Here is an 18,816-nt window from a genome sequence, read left to right on the forward strand (position 1 = left end):
GCGGGGCTCAGTAGGATAGGGTCAGGTTGATGAACAGGCCTTTGGCCCGGTCGGCCTGGCCGCCGCCGATGTTGAAACGGTATTGGGTGGTCAGGTCCAGGTAGGACCGTGGCGCGTTGTAGTGATCCTCGCGGAACCAGTAGCGCAGGTTGAAGCCGGGGCCCGCGCCCAGCGACCAGCTCGATCCGTTGCCTTGCAGCGGATGGGTGCTGCTGTCGCCCAGCTGGACACCGGTCACCTTGTTGTTGGTCCACAGCCAGTCGGCGCCGATCACCCCATAGGGAAAGAACACCAGCTTTTCGCTGATGGCGTCCAGGCGATAACTGCGCCCGATCCGCAATTCCCCCGCGCCGAACGCCTGGTCGCGCTTGAGCTTGCCGCGGACGCTGTCCGTGTCCTTGCCGGTGGCGTTGTCGCGCAGCCAGAATCGGGCCGGCATGTCCTGCCAGGAATACCCGGCCTGCACATAGCCTTCCATCGTGAACCAGTCGGGCCGGTCGATGCGCAACGTCGTGCCTTCGTACAGGCCGTAGGTGACGTAGGCGAGCCAGCCTCCGCTGCCGGCGTCCGCCTTGTAGTGGGCGGTCTGGTTGGCGCTGTTCAGGCCGCAGAACGTATCGGTCGAGCGCGGAGTGAGGATGCCGGTGCGCGTCGCCGTTCCGAGGTTGAACTGGCGCTCCAGGCCGAAGGTCAGCCCCACCTCGGTGGATGGCGTGAAGCGCATACCGAGCGAGCCGACGGTGGTGGGGATGCCGGCGATGCCGTCGTTGTTCTGGCCCGCGACATCGATCACCCCTTCGCCGCAACGGTTCCTGACGGTCTGGCTCTTGGTGCGGCTGCCGTTGTCGTACAGCGTATTGGACAGCCGTCCATACAGTTCGAACGTGCGCGTCGATGAGTTGAGGAAGTCGGACGGCCGCCAGAAAATCTCGGCGGTGCTGAACACCGCATCGCCCGGCACCGTGATCGCCGCGCCCCCGAGCCCGGAAGACGCCGGCCGCGCGCCGCGATAACCGGCGGAAACGTAGCCGCCCCATTCGCGCGACAGGCCGGCGATGCCGCTGCGCGTGTCGTAGCGCTGTTGCGGTGTCAATTCCAGTTTGCCGGCATCGGCCTCGTCGATGGCCTGTTTCAGTTTCTCCACGGCGCCGCGTTTGTCGCCGACGCCCGACAACGCATAGCCTTCGTCCAGGATCACGGTCGGCGGCGCCTTGCCGGTGGCGCGGGCCGCCTGGAAGTCCTCCAGCGCCAGGCGGGGTTTGCCCATGCGCTGGTGCAGGTAGCCGCGCTGCATCAGCAGGGCGGGGTCGTCGGGCTGCGCGGCCAGCGCTTCGCCCATGCGTTTCTCGGCCTCGGCCAATTGCGCCGCGTTGCCCGCGGCCAGCGTGGTGGTCAGCAGGCGCTGCAATTCCTTGTTGGCGGGATCCTGCTCGGCGGCCTTGCGCGCCTGCGCAATGGCTTCCTGGTAGTCCTCGCGCGCATAGGCGGCGTAGGCCAGCGCCGCGGGGCCGCCGCTGCCGGCGGCGTCCGACGGCAGCAGTTCGCAGGACGTGCCGTAAGGCGTATCGCGGCAATCCTGCAGCGGCGCCGGGTAGTTGGCCAGCGTCAGCGTAGCCGGCACGGTGGGCGCCGAGCGCGCCCGCTTGATACGGGCTGCGGCGGCTTCGTCCTTGGCCCCGAGCGGCTCCAGCAGCGCCAGCGCGCGCTTGGTCTCGCCGCCGGCGAGCGCGGCGTCGGCCGCGATCAGGCGCACATTGCGGCGCTGGTCGTCGTCCAGCCAGTCCTGCTTGAGCGCGGCATCGAAATCGGCATTGGCCTCGTCGGTCTTGCCCTGGCGCTGGCGCAGGTAGGCGCGCATCACCAGCGCCACCGTGTTCTCGTCATCCTGCCCGAGCGCGTCGGTGGCGGCGTCCTCGGCCGCGCCCAGCTGGTTGTCCAGCATCAGCGCGGTCATCAACAGCAGGCGGTGGCTGGCGGTATCCGGGGCCAGCGCCACGGCCTCGCGCGCCAGCGGCACCGCGTCGCCGGGTCGGTTTGCGATCAGCGCCTGGTAGCCCTGTTCGGCGGGCTTGATGGCCAGGCGGCGTTGCATCGTGGCGCGGCGCGCGGTCAGGTCGTTCTTGTTGGGGGCGCCGAGCGCGATGGCCTTGTCCGCGGCGGCCTGCGCCTCGGCGTACTTGCCCTGGGCTTCCAGCGCATCCAGCCACAACATGGCCCACGGCCCCTGTTTGGGGTCGATGCTGAAGGCCTGCTCGGCGCCGCGCTGCGCGGCAACGTAGTCGCCGCGGTTGTAGTCGGCGTAGGCGCGCGTGGCTATCGGGAAGCCGCGACGATAGGCGGCGGTGGCGCCGGGCGCGCCGCCGCCCGCGGCGGCGGCCGGCGCGGTGCGCGGTCGCAGATTGGCGCGCGCCTGGCGCAAGGCGGGGGTATCGAGGCCGCTCTTGATGGCGTCGGCGGCGGCCTTGTCCGCCTCCCGCAGCTTGCCCTGCTTCTGCAGCGCGTAGATCAGGAGCAGGCGCAGCCGCTCCACGTCCGGGCGCAGTGCGATGGCCGATTCGGCCTGCTGCTGGGCCTGCGCGTAGTTGCCCGCGTCGTAGCTCTTGTAGCCCTCGTCGGCGAACTGATAGGCGGCGCCTTCCAGCGGCGCCTCGGCGGCGCGTGGCGCCGACTGCGCGGCGGCGGGCCCGGCGTGGCCGGCGCAGGCCAGCGCGGCGGACAGCAGGAAGGAACGGGTCAATGGCTTCATGGAGTCGCGGGTTTGTTTTCGCCGTGCGTCGGCGCGATATCGGCCTGGCCGCCTTGCTGGAAGTGGATCGCCTCTCTGAGCGTGCCTTCGTCCAGCCAGCCTTGTTCCATCAGGATTTCGCCCAGCGGCCGCTTGTCGCGCGACTGGATCTCCAGCGCCCGCGCCAGCTTGTCCTCGTCGATCGCCTGCCAGGACAGCAGCAGCTCGCCCAGGCGCTGGCGCTGTTGCGCCAGCTGGTCGGTGGACGGGAAATCGTGCATGGTCTTGTCCCAGGCAAGCCGCTTGCCCGTGATCAAGTGGCCGATGAACAGTTTCCAGGCGCGCGCCGCGGCCATGGCATTGATGAAGTTGCCGACGATCATGCGCGGGATCGACAGGATCGCGTGTTCCCAGCCATACATGCGACCGACGAAATAGGCGCGCTGCACCACCCGCAGCAGCAAGGCCACCGCGTTGATCCACATCAGCGTCACCAGCCAGCCGCCCGGGCGGAAGTAGGACGGGTAATACACGGTCCACCAGCCGAACAGGTCGGCCAGGTAGAACAGGAAGAAGTTGGCCAGCAGCAGGTATGCCAGGATCGCGATGAACGAGGTCACCAGGCCCTTGCGGTCGCGGAACAGCAGGTATTTGGTCGCCAGCGAACCGGTCCAGCCGACCTGCTGCCAGCCCTGCAGCCCGATGCCCAGCGTCCAGCGCGCCTTCTGCCGGTAGGCGGTGCGGAAGGTGTTGGGAAAATACTCCCGCACCCCAAGCGGCATGTGGATGCTCGACACCTTCTCCTTGCCCAGTCCGAACCAGGCGCGGCGCCGCGTCACGTACTCGACGCCGAACTTGCCGAAGATCTGCCGCATGCCGCGCTGCGCCAGCCGCGCGCCGATGTCGTAGTCCTCGGTCAGCGTGTCGGTGTTGAAGGGCTGGTTGTCGGTCTCGGCGGCCAGTTCGACCAGTGCGCGACGCGAGAAGCAGGTGCCCACGCCAGCCGAAGGCACCATCTTCGACAGGCTCTCGCGCACCACCAGGTCCTTGGTGTGCCATTCCGCGAACTCGTCCATGTAGGTGCCGGCCACCAGCTCGTACCAGTGGCGTTCCAGCGACGTCACCGGCAGCTGGATGAAGTCGATGCGCGGCAGCAGGTAGTTGTAGTACTTCAGTTCCAGCGGGTGCAGCACGTCCTCGCTGTCGTGCAGGATGACGCCGGCGAACGGCACGGGCTGGCGTGCGTCCTGCGCGAAGATGGCCTGCACGATCCAGTTCAGGCAGTCGGCCTTGCAGGTCGGGCCATCGTGCGGCACCTCCACCCTTATCAGCTGGCGATATCGCCGCCGCATGCGCTCGACTTCCTTGATGGTGCGTTCGTCGTTCTGGTAGGTGCCGGCGAAGATCATGTAGTTCTTGTATTCGAGCGTCGACACCATCGTCTCGAGCATCGAGGCGATGACGTCGTACTCGAGCCAGGCGGGCACCATGATCGCCAGCGGCTGTTCTTCCTTGGCGCGCAATTGCGCTGCCGTCAACGGCGTGTAGCGGCGCTTGACCGTCAAGGCGCGCCGCAGCTCGCGCACCCAGTACCAGCCGTCGATGAACAGGTCATCCAGGCTCGAAAGCAGGATGATCACGCCAACGACGGCGGTCACGATCTCAAGGCCGCGGTAGTAGTCGGCGATGAGATAGGGCCAGTAGAGCGAAGACATGGGCGGGCCGATCCGGGTTTATCGGGTTTCCTTGTTCTTCCTGCGGCTGACGCGCATCGCGACAATCAGGATAAGCAGCAACACCAGCAGGCCGACGCTGATGGCGGGCACGCTCCACGAGATGTAGCGGCGCCATTCGAAGAAAGCGCTTTCCCCGGCGCCCGGCGGATGGCTGGCGTCGGGGTTGGCGCTGTCGATCCAGGCCACCGGGCCGGCGGCGCCAATCAGCGCGACGTTGCCGCGGTTCAGCACGAACGGCGCGTCCAGCATGCCGGCCCGCTGCCCCAGGGTGTGCCACAACACGCCGTCCTGGCCCGCGGCGCTGACCACCTCGGCCGAGCTCAGCTGTTCCAGGCCCGATATATCCAGCCAGGTCGTGTCCTTGCCGTCCACGCGCAGTTGCTTGCGATCGGTGACCGTCACCATCGGCTTGGCGCCTTCCACCGGCACTTCCATCGCCAGGAAGGGGCGCGTCGGCTTGAAGGCCTGGCCGCCGGCGGCCACGGACAGTTCGGCGCGGGTCGTCGAAATGCCGCTGGCCGAAGCGATGCCGATCAGGCGCTTGAGGTTGTCGGGCGCGCTTGCCAGATAGCTGTCGGGCACGACGACCTGTGGCGTGCCGGCAAGCAGCGGCAGCAGGCCGACGAAGGTGCCGTCCGGTTCGGCCTTTTCCGGCTTGACGTAGCTGGTCGGCAGCACGTTCACCGGATACCCTTGCGGGATCTCGTTGCAGTCCACCGACACCGGCTGGCGCTGGAACGTGACGCGCACGGCGTTGGTGACCCCCAGCACGTAGCCGGGCACCCGGGCGGTCAGACGCTCGGGGCGACCGTCGGCATCCAGCTGTTTGGCGGCCAGCAGGATGCCGTTCCAGAAGACGGAGGCCACCGGGCGCGTCGACGAGGCGCCGGGCGCGGCCGAGACGTCCATGACCAATTCGCCGGGCATGCGGCCGTCCGCCGACACAGCGGCCAACGGGAACGTCGTGGTCCAGTCGCCGCTGGCGACCACGTTGAAGCTGTTGGGCGATCCGCCCAGCGCCGTCAGGCGCAGGCCGCCGTCCTTGAAGGTTTCCGGCGGCATCGCGGCCTTGACCCGCACCTGGCGCGTCACCAGGATGCGTCGCCAGGCCGTGTCGAACGCGCCCGCGCCCTGCGCGCCGGCATCGGCGGCCAATGCGATCACGGCTTGGCGGCCCATCGCGGCCAGGCGGATTTCCTTGGACTGCATGTCGGCGTTGGCCAGCGGCACGCGCCGCTCGCGCCAGGACTTGAAGGCCGCCGCGGCGTCGGCATCGTTGGCCAGCTGCGATTGCAACGCGTCCAGCGCTTCGTTCAACTTGCCGCGCAGCGTGGCATCGGCGATCACCACGTCACCGGCGACGGCGGGCGCGCCCATCACCAGCAAAGCGCCGATCTCGGCGGCATTGGCGATCTTGTGCTTGCCGTTGTCCGCCAGCGCGGCGAAGGCCGGCACCTGCGCCAGCCCGGCCGGCGCCTGCAGGCCGCGTGTGTCGATCTCGTCGCCCACCGAGGGGAAGGCGCGCACCGCGACGCGCTTGCCGGCGCGTTCCAGCGCCACGCCGACACGCCAGGCGCTGTCGAAGGCCTGCTGGTCCAGCTTGGCGCCGGCCACGATCAGGGTCGGCTTGCCGGGCAGCGTGCCCCAGGCATCATCCAGGTTGCCGATGGCCGAGGCATCGTAGCGGTAGGTCAGGCGCGTCTGCGGCGAGATGGTCAGCGCGTTGGCGGTGGCGCGGTTGCTTTCGCAGTGGCGCAGCGCGATTTCGGATTGCCAGTCCACGCCCACCCGCAGGAAGCCGGTCTCGCGGCGTCGCGGGTCCACCGTGTAGCCGTGCGCGATGCTGCCGTCGCCGTCGGCGATGCGTTGCGCATTGAGCGGCACGCCGTCGGCCCACAGCACCAGGCTGGTACGGCCCGGCTCGCCCTTGGTGTATTTGGCATCGAAGTTCAGCGTGGCGTCGGCGATCGGCACGCCGCGCGGCACCGGCACGTAGAACTCATGGCGCGCGTCGCTGTTGCTCAGGACCACCGGCTCGCTGATGCCCAGATCGGCCAGCGTGGTGTTGCGCGTCACCCAATCGTCGCCCTGCAACTGGCGCAGTGCGTCGCCGGCCGGGCTGGCCAGCGTCCCCAGTGGCAGCAACAGGCCGGCGGCCATCAGCGCGCGTCGAAGCGTCAGGGCGGAAAAGGAGGAGGGTTTTGGCATGGGAACTCCGGGCGGATATGCAGGGCAGGGCGTCAGGCCGCGGTGCCGGCGGCCGGTCCATGAGGATCGAATTCCGAAACCGGCCGGCCGCATAGCGCGTCGACGATGCGCCCGCTGGCCTTGCCGTCTCCGTAGGGATTGATGCGGCGCGAAAACGAGGCATGCAGGGCGGGGTCGTCCAGCAGCCGGTTGACCTCGGTCAGGATGCGCTGCGTGTCGGTGCCTACCAGCGCCACCGTGCCCGCCTGCACGGCCTCGGGGCGTTCGGTCACATCGCGCATCACCAGCACGGGTTTGCCCAGGTAGGGGGCTTCTTCCTGCACGCCCCCCGAGTCGGTCAGGATCAAATAGGCGCGTTGCATGAACCAGACGAAGTCCAGGTAATCCAATGGGTCGATCAGGTGTACGCGTTCCAACCCCGCCAGGTCCTTCATCACGACGTTGCGCACTTGCGGATTCAAATGCACGGGATAGACGATCTGCAGATCCTCGCGCCTGGCCAGTTCCGCCAGCGCGGCGCAGATGTTCTTGAAGCCGCCGCCGAAACTCTCGCGCCGGTGGCCGGTGACCAGCATCAGGCGGCGCCGCGCATCGAGCCAGTGGTAGCGGGCCTCGAGTCCGCGCGCCAGCGGCCCGTCCGGCGCCAGCTTGGCGCAGGTCAGCGCCAGCGCGTCGATCACGGTATTGCCGGTCACCGTGATGCGCCCGGCAAGGTTTTCGCGCAACAGATTGGCGCGCGACTCGGCGGTCGGGGCGAACAGCGCGTCGCCGATCGCATCGACCACGCGGCGGTTCATTTCCTCGGGGAAGGGCATGGCCAGGTTGCCGGTGCGCAAGCCCGCTTCGACATGGCCGATGCGTATCCGGCGATGGAATGCGGCCAGCGCGCAGGCCGACGCGGTGCTGGTGTCTCCATGCACCAGCACGTAGTCCGGTTGTTCTTTTTCCAATACCCCGTCCACTTGGCTGATCAACCGCGCATACAGACCGTTCAAGGTCTGGTTGGGCACCATGATGTCCAGGTCATGCCGGGCGCGCAGATCGAACAGTGCGAGCACCTGGTCCAGCATCTGGCGATGCTGTCCGGTCACGCAGACCACGCTGTCGATCCGGGATTCTTCCTGCAACGCGGCGACCAGCGGGGCCATCTTGATGGCTTCAGGACGCGTTCCGAATATGGAAAGTATCTTCATCGCAATCAAGCGGCCGGAGCCGGTGGCATTTTCTTGCGTTTATTATGTCTTGAAAGTATTCGTAATATGTGTCGGAGTATTTCCCGGACTTCCGTTCAGCTGACAGTGATTTATCGAAGCGCCCCGGGGGAAGATGAAAGCGGCCCACTCTCTCGACCCGTAAAATGGGGTCACATCATCTTTCAATATGCTGTCTATGACATATCGCCCCATGTCCCTGCGAGTTTCCTTTGGTTACGAACACGACAGGTCGTGTGCATCTACGTGATTCCTTGAAGGCGAAGCCGAAAATGCCTTGACCCCGTAGCGGCTTCACGCTTTTACATACATCCGGCGCGCCCTCATCTCCTGGCCGGCGCGGCAGCAACCCGGAGCGCCTGTCATATGAAGCCATCGAAACCACGATCCGCCGGCGGTCAGCGCCGCACTCGCGGCGCGCATGTCCGCGCCATGCCGGCCACGCCGGCAGCGCGGCGCCGAGGCCGCGCATGAGCGGCAATCACGAACACGGTGACGTGCGCGCGTTGCCCGAATCGCGTCTCTGGATCGCCTTCGCGCTGACCGGCACGTTCATGGTGATCGAGATCGTCGGAGGTCTCTGGACCGGCAGCCTGGCGCTCATCTCCGATGCCATGCACATGATGACGGACGCCATCGCGCTGCTGCTGGCGCTGATCGCGATCCGCGCTGGCCGCAAGGCCGCCGATCTGATGCGCACCTACGGCTATGCCCGCTTCGAGATCCTGGCTGCCGCGATCAATGCATTGGTGCTGCTGGGCGTGGCCTTCTACATCCTGTACGAAGCCTGGCGCCGTCTGGAGGCGCCGCCGGATATCCAGTCCGCCGGCATGCTGGCCGTGGCCATCGCGGGGTTGGCGATCAACCTGGTGTCGATGCGGCTGCTGGCCGGTTCCAAGGACGACAGTCTGAACGTGAAGGGCGCCTACCTCGAAGTCTGGGCCGACATGCTGGGCTCGGTCGCCGTCATCGCCGGGGCCGCGATCATCTGGTTGACGGGCTGGCGCTGGGTGGATTCGGCGCTGGCCGTGGCCATCGGCTTCATGGTCTTTCCCCGTACCTGGGTGCTGCTGCGCGAATGCATCAACCTGCTGCTCGAAGGCGTGCCGCCCGGCATGAGCCTGAGCGCGGTGCGCGACGCCATCGCCGGCACCGACGGCGTCGCCAGCGTGCATGACATTCACCTGTGGGCGATCACGCAGAAGCAGCCGCTCCTGACCGGCCACGTGGTGTTGGCGGCGGGCGCCGACGGCGAAACCGTCCGCCTGGAGATCGAGCGACGCTTGCAGGAAGACTTCGACCTGCACCATACGACGCTGCAGGTCGAACGTTCGGATCGTTCCGAGCAGGAACACATCCACTGAGCGACGCGAAAAAAAATGGCCGACCCGTGAAGGTCGGCCATTTGGCGCTATGGCGGAAATTTGGTGGAGCCGGGGGGAATTGAACCCCCGTCCGCAAGCCCTCCGCAACCAGTTCTACATGCGTAGTCGATCTATTTGGTTTTAACCCTGGACTTAGCCAACCGACAGGCCGGACCAGAGCGATTCACGTAATTTAAATTTGAACCGTGTGACCCCAGTTCAAACCGATTCCTTGTGAATGTCGCTGCTGCGGTTCGAGGGTTGCCCCCCTGGGAAGTTGCCTTCCTCCGCCTGACCCAAGGACAGATCAGTGCAGCGGCTCACCGCTTAAGCGGCGAGAGCGAAACGCTCGTCGTTGGCGTTTGTAGTGTTCCAGTGGTTTAACGAGCGTACTGGTGCTCGGCATGCCCTGAGTTGTTTCGCGACCCACGTCGAATCCGGATCGGCCCCAAGAACTTCTATTGTACTGGTAAACGCGATAGTCCGCTGCCTTTCCGCGCCCGCCCGCCCGAGCGTGGCGCGGATGCCTCAACGCCGTCCCGCCCGGGAGGGCGCATGGGTGGAGCAGGTGGCCGGCGGCACGCTTCAGGCGTTGGCGCAGGCCGCCTTGGAGGCAGGCCGCGCGCGCGAGGCCGCCATCAGCGCGAAAGCCAGGGCCACCGACAGGGCCACGATGACCGCCGCCGCCCAGCCCAGCGATGCCAGGCCGTACTGGTCGATCACGTGGCCGCCCACCACCGCGCCCAGGCCGATGCCGATGTTGGCGCCGGAGATGTTGAGCGAGGCGGCAAAGGCGGGCGCCTCGGGGGCCGACTTCATCAGCCGCACGTGGCAGACGATGAAAAGCGCCGCCTGGGCGATGCCCCAGACCGTCAAGGCCACGGCCAGCAGGCCATGCGACTGCATCACCGGGCCCACGAATGCCAGGCCCGCCGCCATCAGCGACGAAAACAGCGCGGTGGCGCCCAGCGGGCTGCGGTCGACCATGCGGCCGCCCAGCGTGTTGCCGACCAGGCCAACGGCGCCGAATGCCATCATGGTCCAGCCGACGATCTGGCCGTTGAAACCGGCCAACCGCTCCAGCATGTCCGCCAGATAGGTGTAGGCGGTGAACATGCCGGTGAACACCAGCAGCGACAGCAGCACGTGGCCGACCACGATCGGGTTGCGCAGGATGCGCAGCTGCGTCACCAGCTTGACGCTCTCGGCGCGGATGCGGGTGCTGGGAAAGGCCAGCAGCAGCAACAGCGCCTTGGCGAATGCCACCGCCGAGAGCACGCCGAAGGCCGCGCGCCAACCAAACGCATCGGAAATCAGCACGCCGATGGGAATGCCGAACACGGTCGCGGCGACGATGCCGAACGCCACCATCGAGATGGCGCGTCCGGCGCGGGCCGGCCCGACAAGTTCCACCGCCGTGGCGCTGGCCAGCGACCAGAACACCGGCAACGCCAGGGCGGGCACGAAGCGGGCCACCGCCATGACCCAGATGTTCGGCGCCGCCGCCGCCAGGGCGTTGGACAGGCCGAACAACACCAGCACGCTGATGAACAGGCGCTTGCGTTCGATGTTGGCCATCAGCGCGGTCAGCAGCGGACCGGTGGCGGCCACCGTGAAGGCGAACAGCGACACCAGCAGCCCCGCCTGGGATACCGTCACGTCGAGGTCGCGGGCCAGGCTGGGCAGCAGGCCGACAATCAGGAATTCGGTGGTCAGAATGGTGAAACCGGCGGCAGAAAGTAGCAGGATGGGCAAAAGCATAGGCAATTCCAGGTGCGCGCGACGCCGTGAGGCAACGCGCAGTGGGCGGATGAATGGTCTAACAGGTCTAGGTTGCGCGCCGGGGAGACGTCGGCGCGCGGGCGCATGAGGGCGGCAAACCGTCGATGCGTAACGAGAAATGCCGTGCGGGCGTTGCCACGCGGCATCCGGCATTGGCCGGGAAAGGCAATCGGGAGGCACCCGGATTGCCTTGCATGAAACGTACTTTAATTCACCGGCGGGTAGGGATAAACCCTTTTGCACCGGATAAATTGTTCGGTCAGGTCAACTAATCCGACCGAACCCTTGTCATCCGGACCGCGCGTCGCCGTGACGGGCGGCGATGCGGGTCGCGGGGGATCGGCGCGGATGCCGGTGCATCAACGCAGATCGCGCGGCAGCAGCGGCTCGATCGCGGACCACAGCTCGGCCGGCGTGTTGGCGCAGGTTTCCGCTTCCCAGCTGATGATGTCGTCGTCTTCGCCGACGTAGCCGTAAGCTGCCGCCACCGCCGGCATGCCGGCCGCGTGCGCGGCCTGGATGTCGCGCAGGTCGTCGCCGACGTAGACGCAGCGGTCGGTGGCGAAGCCGGCCTCGCGCGCGGCGTGCTGCAGGGGCAGCGGGTGCGGCTTGGCGTGGGCGGTGGTGTCGCCGCAGACGAGCACGGCGCTGTCGCGGGTCAGGTTTAGGTGCTCGACGATCGGCAGCGTCAGGTAGGTGACCTTGTTGGTCACGATGCCCCACGACAGGCCGCGCTGGCGGATGTCGGCCAGCAGCGCCTCGATGCCGGGGAACAGCTTGCTGTGGACGGTGGAACTGGCGGCGTAGTCTTCCAGGAACTGCAGGCGGGTCGGTTCGTACTCGTCGTCGCCCGGCTTCAGGCCGAGCGCCACGCGCAGCAGGCCGCGCGCGCCCTGCGAGGCGACCGGACGCAGCGTTTCGTAGGGCAGCGGCTCCAGGCCGCGGCGGGTACGCTGCTGGTTGGCGGCGGCGGCCAGGTCAGGGGCGGTGTCGGCCAGCGTGCCGTCGAAGTCAAACAGGATCAGGGCGCTCATTTGCGGGTAGCCATCAGGTAGTTGACCGAGGTGTCGGACGTCAGCGAATAGATTTGCGTGATCGGGTTGTATTCCATGCCGCGCATGCCCACCGGTTCCAGGCCGGCGCCGCGGGCGGCGGCGGCCAGTTCGCTCGGCTTGATGAACATGTCGTAGGTGTGGGTGCCGCGCGGCAGCAGGCGCAGCACGTATTCGGCGCCGATGATGGCGAACAGGAACGACTTGGGGTTGCGGTTCAGGGTCGAGAAGAACACCCAGCCGCCCGGCTTGGTCAGCGCCGCGCAGGCGCGCACGATGGAGGCGGGATCCGGCACGTGTTCCAGCATTTCCATGCAGGTGACCACGTCGTACTGGCCGGGCTGCTCGGCCGCCAGCTGTTCCACCGGCACCTTGCGGTACTCGACTTTCACGCCCGATTCCAGCCCGTGCAACTTGGCGATCTTGAGCGACTTGTCGGCCAGGTCGATGCCGGTGACCTGCGCGCCGCTGCGCGCCATGGCCTCCGACAGGATGCCGCCGCCGCAGCCGACGTCCAGCACCTTCTTGCCGGCCAGGCTGCCCACGCTTTCCTGGATCCATTCCAGGCGCAGCGGATTGATGGCATGCAGGGGCTTGAACTCGCTTTCAGGGTCCCACCAGCGGCTGGCCAGCGCGCCGAACTTGTCCAGTTCGGCCTGGTCGGCGTTGACGGTGGCTTGGGCGGTATCAGAGGTGTGGGTGCTCATGGGCGGTCCAGCGTAAGGCGGCACTCTATATATAGAGCGGGACGGCGGCGCCGGTGGGCGCCGGGGTGATTGCACCGCATTGGTGCAAGCCAGGCGAAAAAAAGGGCCTCGCTATGCGAGGCCCTTTATTGTAGCTAGTCCGGCAATTACTTGCGGCTACCCACGATTTCGATTTCAACGCGACGGTTCTGGGCGCGGCCTTCCTTCGTCTTGTTGGAAGCGATCGGGTTCTTTTCACCCTTGCCTTCCGTGTAGATACGGTTCGGATCGATGCCCTTGCTGACCAGGTAGGCCTTGACCGAAGCGGCACGACGCTCGGACAGCTTCTGGTTGTAGGCGTCCGTACCGATCGAGTCGGTGTGGCCAACGGCGATGATCGTTTCCAGCTCGATACCGCGAGCTTGCTGGGCGACTTGGTCCAGCAGCTGACGGCCTTCGGGCTTCAGCGTCGACTTGTCGAAGTCGAAGAACGTGTCAGCGTTGAACACGACCTTGGCCGCCATCGGGGCCGGCTTCGCCTTTTGTTGGGCAACCGGAACGCCGTCGCAGCCGGGGATGCCGGTGGCCGGGGTCCAGAACGCATCGCGCCAGCACAGTTCGTTCGTACCGTTCTTCCAAACGTTACCGAACGGATTGCGCCAGTTGTCCACCGTCTGGGGATAGGTCTGGGCCGAGGCTACACCCGAGGCCGTGACGGCGGCGAAGGCGAGCGCCAGAGCGAATTTGGAGGGTTTGTTCATGTTTCTCCTCGTTGAGCTTGAAGCTGGATAAGTGACTCGCAGCGAACCCCCGCCGCATATCAGGAAAACGGGGCCAGTATAGCAACGCCAAGAGCTGGTTCAAAGGAATAGCTACTGGGTTTCCTGCGTGCTGGAAACAATCTTAAGGCATTTGGGGGGCTTTGGCTTCCCTGGACAGCCGCATTGGTGCTGGATATGACGTTTTCCGCGCTCCATCCGTTTGCCATGTTGGTTTTTGACAACAGGCTCGCGGGACCTTGGCGAACGCGTCGGTGCCGCTTGCCGCCGACATCCGGTTGCGGGGCCGCGCCGATGGCCGCTCGGGGCCCTTGGGGCCGCGATCCCAATCGAATGATAGAATTTCCTGTTTACCCGGCCCGGGTTCCTCCTTACACGATTCTGTCGTTATATATATGGATTCCTTTGCCAAGGAGACGCTTCCGGTATCGCTGGAAGAAGAGATGCGCCGCAGTTACCTCGATTACGCGATGAGCGTGATCGTCGGGCGGGCGCTACCGGATGTGCGGGACGGGCTCAAGCCCGTCCACCGGCGCGTGCTCTACGCGATGCACGAGCTCAACAACGACTGGAACCGCGCCTACAAGAAGTCGGCGCGTATCGTCGGGGACGTCATCGGTAAGTACCACCCCCACGGCGACCAGTCCGTCTACGACACCATCGTCCGCATGGCGCAGGATTTCTCCATGCGCTACATGCTGGTCGACGGCCAGGGCAACTTCGGCTCCATCGACGGCGACAACGCCGCGGCGATGCGCTACACCGAAATCCGTCTGGCCAAGATCGCCCACGAGCTGCTCGCGGACATCGACCAGGAAACGGTCGACTTCGGTCCCAACTACGACGGCAGCGAGCAGGAACCGCTGCTGCTGCCCTCGCGCCTGCCGAACCTGCTGGTCAACGGCAGCTCGGGCATCGCCGTCGGCATGGCCACCAACATCCCGCCCCACAACCTCCAGGAAGTGGTCGACGGTTGCCTGTACTGCCTGCGCAATCCGGCGTGCTCGGTCGATGAACTCATGGAGATCATCCCGGCGCCGGATTTCCCCACGGGCGGCGTCATCTACGGCATGTCGGGCGTGCGTGAAGGCTATCGCACCGGTCGCGGCCGCGTCATCATGCGCGCCAAGACCCACTTCGAAGACATGGAAAAGGGCAACCGCCAGGCCATCGTGGTCGACGCGATTCCCTACCAGGTCAACAAGAAGACGCTGCAGGAACGCATCGCCGAGCTGGTCAACGACAAGAAGATCGAAGGCATCTCCGACATCCGCGACGAGTCCGACAAGGACGGCATGCGCCTGGTGATCGAGCTCAAGCGCGGCGAAGTGCCCGAGGTGGTGCTGAACAACCTCTACAAGAACACGCAACTGCAGGACACCTTCGGGATGAACCTGGTGGCGCTGGTCGACGGCCAGCCCCGCCTGCTCAACCTGAAGCAGATGATCGACTACTTCCTGCAGCATCGCCGCGAAGTGGTCACGCGCCGCACGGTGTTCCAGCTGCGCAAGGCCCGCGAACGCGGCCACGTGCTGGAAGGCCTGGCCGTGGCGCTGGCCAACATCGACGACTTCATCGCCATCATCAAGGCCGCGCCGACGCCTCCCGTCGCGCGCCAGGAACTGATGGCCAAGTCGTGGGATTCTTCGCTGGTGCGCGAAATGCTGTCGCGCGCCGACGGCGACACGCCGGGAGGCCGCGCGGCCTTCCGTCCGGACGACCTGGGCGCCGAGTTCGGCCTGCAGGGCGACGGGCTGTACCGCCTGAGCGATACCCAGGCCCAGGAAATCCTGAACATGCGCCTGCAGCGCCTGACCGGCCTGGAGCAGGACAAGATCGTCGGCGAATACAAGGACATCATGTCCACCATCGCCGACCTGCTGGACATCCTGGCCCGTCCCGAGCGCATCACCACCATCATTGGCGAGGAACTGCAGGCGATCAAGGCCGAGTTCTCGACCGGCGCCAAGGACACGCGCCGCTCGGAAATCGAGCTCAACGCCACCGAACTCGACACCGAAGACCTGATCACGCCCACCGACATGGTCGTGACGCTGTCGCACGGCGGCTACATCAAGAGCCAGCCGCTGTCCGAGTACCGTTCGCAGAAGCGCGGCGGCCGCGGCAAGCAGGCCACGGCGATGAAGGAAAACGACTGGATCGACCAGCTGTTCATCGCCAACACCCATGACTTCCTGCTGTGCTTCTCGAACCGCGGCCGGGTCTACTGGCTCAAGGTCTGGGAAGTGCCGCAAGGCACGCGCAACTCGCGCGGCAAGCCCATCGTCAACATGTTCCCGCTGGCCGAAGGCGAGAAGATCACGGTGGTGCTGCCGGTCAAGGAATTCAGCGAAGACCACTATGTCTTCATGGCGACCTCGCGCGGCACGGTCAAGAAGACCCCGCTGTCCGACTTCTCCAACCCGCGCAAGGCCGGCATCATCGCGGTCGACCTGGACGACGGCGACTACCTGATCGGCGCCGACCTCACCGACGGCAAGCACGACGTCATGCTGTTCTCGGACGCCGGCAAGGCCGTGCGCTTCGACGAGAACGACGTGCGCCCGATGGGCCGCAATGCCCGCGGCGTGCGCGGCATGATGCTCGAGGACACGCAGAACGTGATCGCGCTGCTGGTGGCCGGGGATGAAACGCAGAGCGTGCTGACGGCCACCGAAAATGGCTACGGCAAGCGCACCCCGATCACCGAGTACACGCGCCACGGCCGTGGCACCAAGGGCATGATCGCCATCCAGACCAGCTCGCGCAACGGCAAGGTGGTTGGCGCCGTGCTGGTGATGCCTTCGGATGAAATCATGCTGATCACCACCGGCGGCGTGCTGGTGCGTACCCGCGTCGCGGAAATCCGCGAAATGGGCCGCGCCACGCAGGGCGTCACCCTCATCAACGTCGATGACGGCAGTTCGCTGTCCGGCGTGCGCCGGGTCGTCGAAAGCGATGCCGACGATGACAGCGAAGACCTGGACGACGGCCAGGAAGAGGGTCAGGAAGAGGGCAACGGCGACGCCGGTGCAACGGATTCGACGGAACCTACGGAGCAATAATGGCCCGCCCCTGGAACTTCTCGGCAGGCCCCTCGGCCTTGCCCGAGGTGGTACTGCAGCAAGCCGCTGCGGAAATGCTGGACTGGCACGGCAGTGGCATGTCCGTGATGGAAATGAGTCATCGCGGCAAGCACTTCGTGCAGATCTGCGACGAAGCGGAAAGCGACCTGCGCGATCTGCTCGGCCTGTCCTCGGACTACGCGGTGATGTTCATGCAGGGCGGAGGTTCCGGGGAGAACGCCATCGTTCCCATGAATCTCATGGGACGGCGCGGCACGCCGGCGGCCGACTTCGTCGTGACCGGCCACTGGTCGTCGCGTTCCCACAAGGAAGCCGGCCGCTACGGTGACGCGCAGGTCGCGGCCACCAGCGGCCAGGCGACGCAGCTGGACGGCCGTGAGCAGGCGCCGTACACCTGGGTGCCGCCGGTCGACACCTGGAAGGTGCGCAAGGAATCGGCGTACCTGCACCTGTGCAGCAACGAAACCATCGGCGGCGTCGAATTCCTGGATTGGCCCGACACGGCCGCGCTCGGTGCGCCCGACGTGCCGCTGGTGGTCGACGCTTCCTCGCATTTCCTGTCGCGTCCGATGGACGTGAGCCGCTGCGGCATGATGTACGCGGGCGCCCAGAAGAACGCCGGCCCGGCCGGCGTCACCATGGCCATCTGCCGCCGCGACCTGATCGGCCACGCGCTGCCGATCTGCCCGTCGGCGTTCGACTACGCCAACGTGGCCGCCGAGCATTCGCGCTACAACACCCCGCCGACCTTCGCGATCTACATCGCCGGCCTGGTGTTCAAGTGGGTCAAGGCCAATGGCGGCGTGGCCGGCATGGAAGCGGCCAACAAGGCCAAGGCCGAACTGCTCTACGGCTACCTCGATAGCACCAGTTTCTACCGCAATCCGATCCACGCCCCCGTGCGTTCGCGCATGAATGTGCCGTTCGTGCTGCGCGACGAATCGCTCAACGACGCCTTCCTGCAGGGCGCCGACGCCGCCGGCCTGACGCAGCTCAAGGGCCACAAGAGCGTGGGCGGCATGCGCGCCTCGATCTACAACGCGGTGCCGCTGGCCGCCGTGGCCGCGCTGGTCGAGTACCTGAAGGAATTCGAGCGCCGCTATGGATGATGACCTGCAGCGCAAGCTGCGCCCCCTGCGCGACCGCATCGACGCCATCGATGCGCAAATCCTGGATCTTCTTTCGCAGCGCGCCCGCGCCGCGCAGGAAGTGGGCGAGGCCAAGCATGCCGCCCATGCCGACGGTCCGGTGTTGCGCCCCGAGCGCGAAGCCGAGGTCATCCGCCGGCTGCAACAACTCAATCCCGGCCCGTTTCCGGCGGCCGGCGTGGCCTCGGTCTGGACCGAGATCATCTCGGCCTGCCGCGGCCTGGAGCGCGGCATGACCGTCGCCTACCTGGGGCCGCAGGGCTCGTTTTCCGAGCAGGCCGCGCTGGAGCATTTCGGCCATGCGGTGCAGAAGCTGCCGTGTGTGTCGTTCGACGAGGTCTTCCGCGCCGTCGAGGCGGGGCAGGCCGACGTCGGCATGGTGCCGGTCGAGAACTCCACCGAAGGGGCGGTCAACCGCAGCCTGGACCTGCTGCTGAACACGCCCCTGCGCATCCTGGGCGAGCGCTCCCTGGTGATCCGCCATTGCCTGATGTCGCAGTCGGGCAAGATGGACGGCATCAAGACGATTTCCGCGCATCCGCAGGCGCTGGCCCAGTGCCAGGGCTGGCTGACGCGCAACTATCCCGACCTGGAACGGGTGGCCGCCGCCAGCAATTCCGAGGCCGCGCGCGTGGCCGCGTCGGATCCGACCATCGCCGCCATCGCCGGTGAAGTGGCCGCGCCGGCCTGGAACCTGCAGGTCGTCAGCGCCGGCATCCAGGACGATCCGCACAACCGCACGCGCTTCCTGGCCATCGGCAACATCGAGCCGCTGGTCAGCGGCAAGGACAAGACCAGCCTGATCCTGGCGGTGCCAAACCGCGCCGGCGCGGTCTATGAAATGCTGGCGCCGCTGGCCGCCAACGGCGTGTCGATGACGCGCTTCGAGTCCCGGCCCGCCCGCACCGGCGAGTGGGAATACTATTTCTACGTCGATGTCCTGGGACATCGCAACGATCCGAATGTCGCGCTCGCCCTGGATACCCTGCGGGCGCAGGTCGCCTACCTGAAAGTGCTGGGTTCCTACCCGGCGCCGTGA

General features: G+C 66.5%; 12 protein-coding genes and 1 other RNA gene. 4 read left to right on the plus strand and 9 right to left on the minus strand.

The annotated features are described in order from the left end of the window. Positions 1-7: 7 nt before the first annotated feature. Genes ACVN9Z_RS14570 through wecB form a run of 4 tightly spaced genes read right to left on the minus strand, consistent with a single transcriptional unit; the run spans position 8 to position 7,862 of the window. Entirely contained in the window at positions 8-2,746 is a 2,739-nt protein-coding gene (locus ACVN9Z_RS14570) for an NfrA family protein (RefSeq protein WP_458213494.1), read from the minus strand. Next, on the minus strand, positions 2,743-4,440 hold the full coding sequence (locus ACVN9Z_RS14575) for a glycosyl transferase family protein (protein WP_251200334.1): 1,698 nt from the start codon (positions 4,438-4,440) through the stop codon (positions 2,743-2,745). The genes ACVN9Z_RS14570 and ACVN9Z_RS14575 overlap by 4 nt, the downstream gene beginning before the upstream one ends. Positions 4,441-4,458: 18 nt before the next feature. Then, complete coding sequence (locus tag ACVN9Z_RS14580) at positions 4,459-6,669, minus strand: cellulose biosynthesis cyclic di-GMP-binding regulatory protein BcsB (RefSeq protein ID WP_053498467.1); 2,211 nt, start codon at positions 6,667-6,669, stop codon at positions 4,459-4,461. Positions 6,670-6,701: 32 nt separating this feature from the next. Continuing rightward, positions 6,702-7,862, minus strand: a complete 1,161-nt coding sequence (gene wecB / locus ACVN9Z_RS14585) for a non-hydrolyzing UDP-N-acetylglucosamine 2-epimerase (protein WP_035183499.1) — start codon at positions 7,860-7,862, stop codon at positions 6,702-6,704. Between the two features lie 488 nt (positions 7,863-8,350). Between wecB and ACVN9Z_RS14590 the strand changes: the two genes are divergently transcribed. Continuing rightward, the gene (locus tag ACVN9Z_RS14590; RefSeq protein ID WP_058664001.1) at positions 8,351-9,244 is read left to right on the plus strand and encodes a cation diffusion facilitator family transporter; all 894 of its coding nucleotides are present in this window, start codon (positions 8,351-8,353) and stop codon (positions 9,242-9,244) included. 61 nt (positions 9,245-9,305) lie between these two features. Here ACVN9Z_RS14590 and ssrA read toward each other — a convergent pair. From ssrA to ompA, 5 genes are all read right to left on the minus strand, one after another. After that, positions 9,306-9,694, minus strand: a transfer-messenger RNA (tmRNA) gene (gene ssrA, locus ACVN9Z_RS14595). A gap of 135 nt (positions 9,695-9,829) precedes the next feature. Then, positions 9,830-11,005 (minus strand): MFS transporter, encoded by a 1,176-nt coding sequence (locus tag ACVN9Z_RS14600; RefSeq protein ID WP_006388252.1) that lies wholly within the window; start codon positions 11,003-11,005, stop codon positions 9,830-9,832. Positions 11,006-11,385: 380 nt separating this feature from the next. Then, the gene (locus ACVN9Z_RS14605) at positions 11,386-12,060 is read right to left on the minus strand and encodes an HAD-IA family hydrolase (protein ID WP_006388253.1); all 675 of its coding nucleotides are present in this window, start codon (positions 12,058-12,060) and stop codon (positions 11,386-11,388) included. Further along, positions 12,057-12,785 (minus strand): bifunctional 2-polyprenyl-6-hydroxyphenol methylase/3-demethylubiquinol 3-O-methyltransferase UbiG, encoded by a 729-nt coding sequence (ubiG, locus tag ACVN9Z_RS14610; protein ID WP_006388254.1) that lies wholly within the window; start codon positions 12,783-12,785, stop codon positions 12,057-12,059. The genes ACVN9Z_RS14605 and ubiG overlap by 4 nt, the downstream gene beginning before the upstream one ends. 146 nt (positions 12,786-12,931) lie before the next feature. After that, positions 12,932-13,525 (minus strand): outer membrane protein OmpA, encoded by a 594-nt coding sequence (gene ompA / locus ACVN9Z_RS14615; RefSeq protein WP_006388255.1) that lies wholly within the window; start codon positions 13,523-13,525, stop codon positions 12,932-12,934. Positions 13,526-13,938: 413 nt separating this feature from the next. On the opposite strand from ompA, the gene gyrA reads away from it, so the two are divergent. From gyrA to pheA, 3 genes are read left to right on the plus strand one after another with little or no spacing between them, the layout of a single operon-like run. Then, positions 13,939-16,608 (plus strand): DNA gyrase subunit A, encoded by a 2,670-nt coding sequence (gyrA, locus tag ACVN9Z_RS14620; protein ID WP_006388256.1) that lies wholly within the window; start codon positions 13,939-13,941, stop codon positions 16,606-16,608. After that, complete coding sequence (serC, locus tag ACVN9Z_RS14625) at positions 16,608-17,738, plus strand: 3-phosphoserine/phosphohydroxythreonine transaminase (protein ID WP_006388257.1); 1,131 nt, start codon at positions 16,608-16,610, stop codon at positions 17,736-17,738. Before gyrA ends, serC begins: the two co-directional genes overlap by 1 nt. Next, positions 17,731-18,816, plus strand: coding sequence for a prephenate dehydratase (gene pheA, locus ACVN9Z_RS14630; RefSeq protein ID WP_020924595.1), 1,086 nt, complete (start codon positions 17,731-17,733; stop codon positions 18,814-18,816). The genes serC and pheA overlap by 8 nt, the downstream gene beginning before the upstream one ends.

The sequence above is a fragment of the Achromobacter sp. KK8 genome (genome assembly GCF_054188005.1).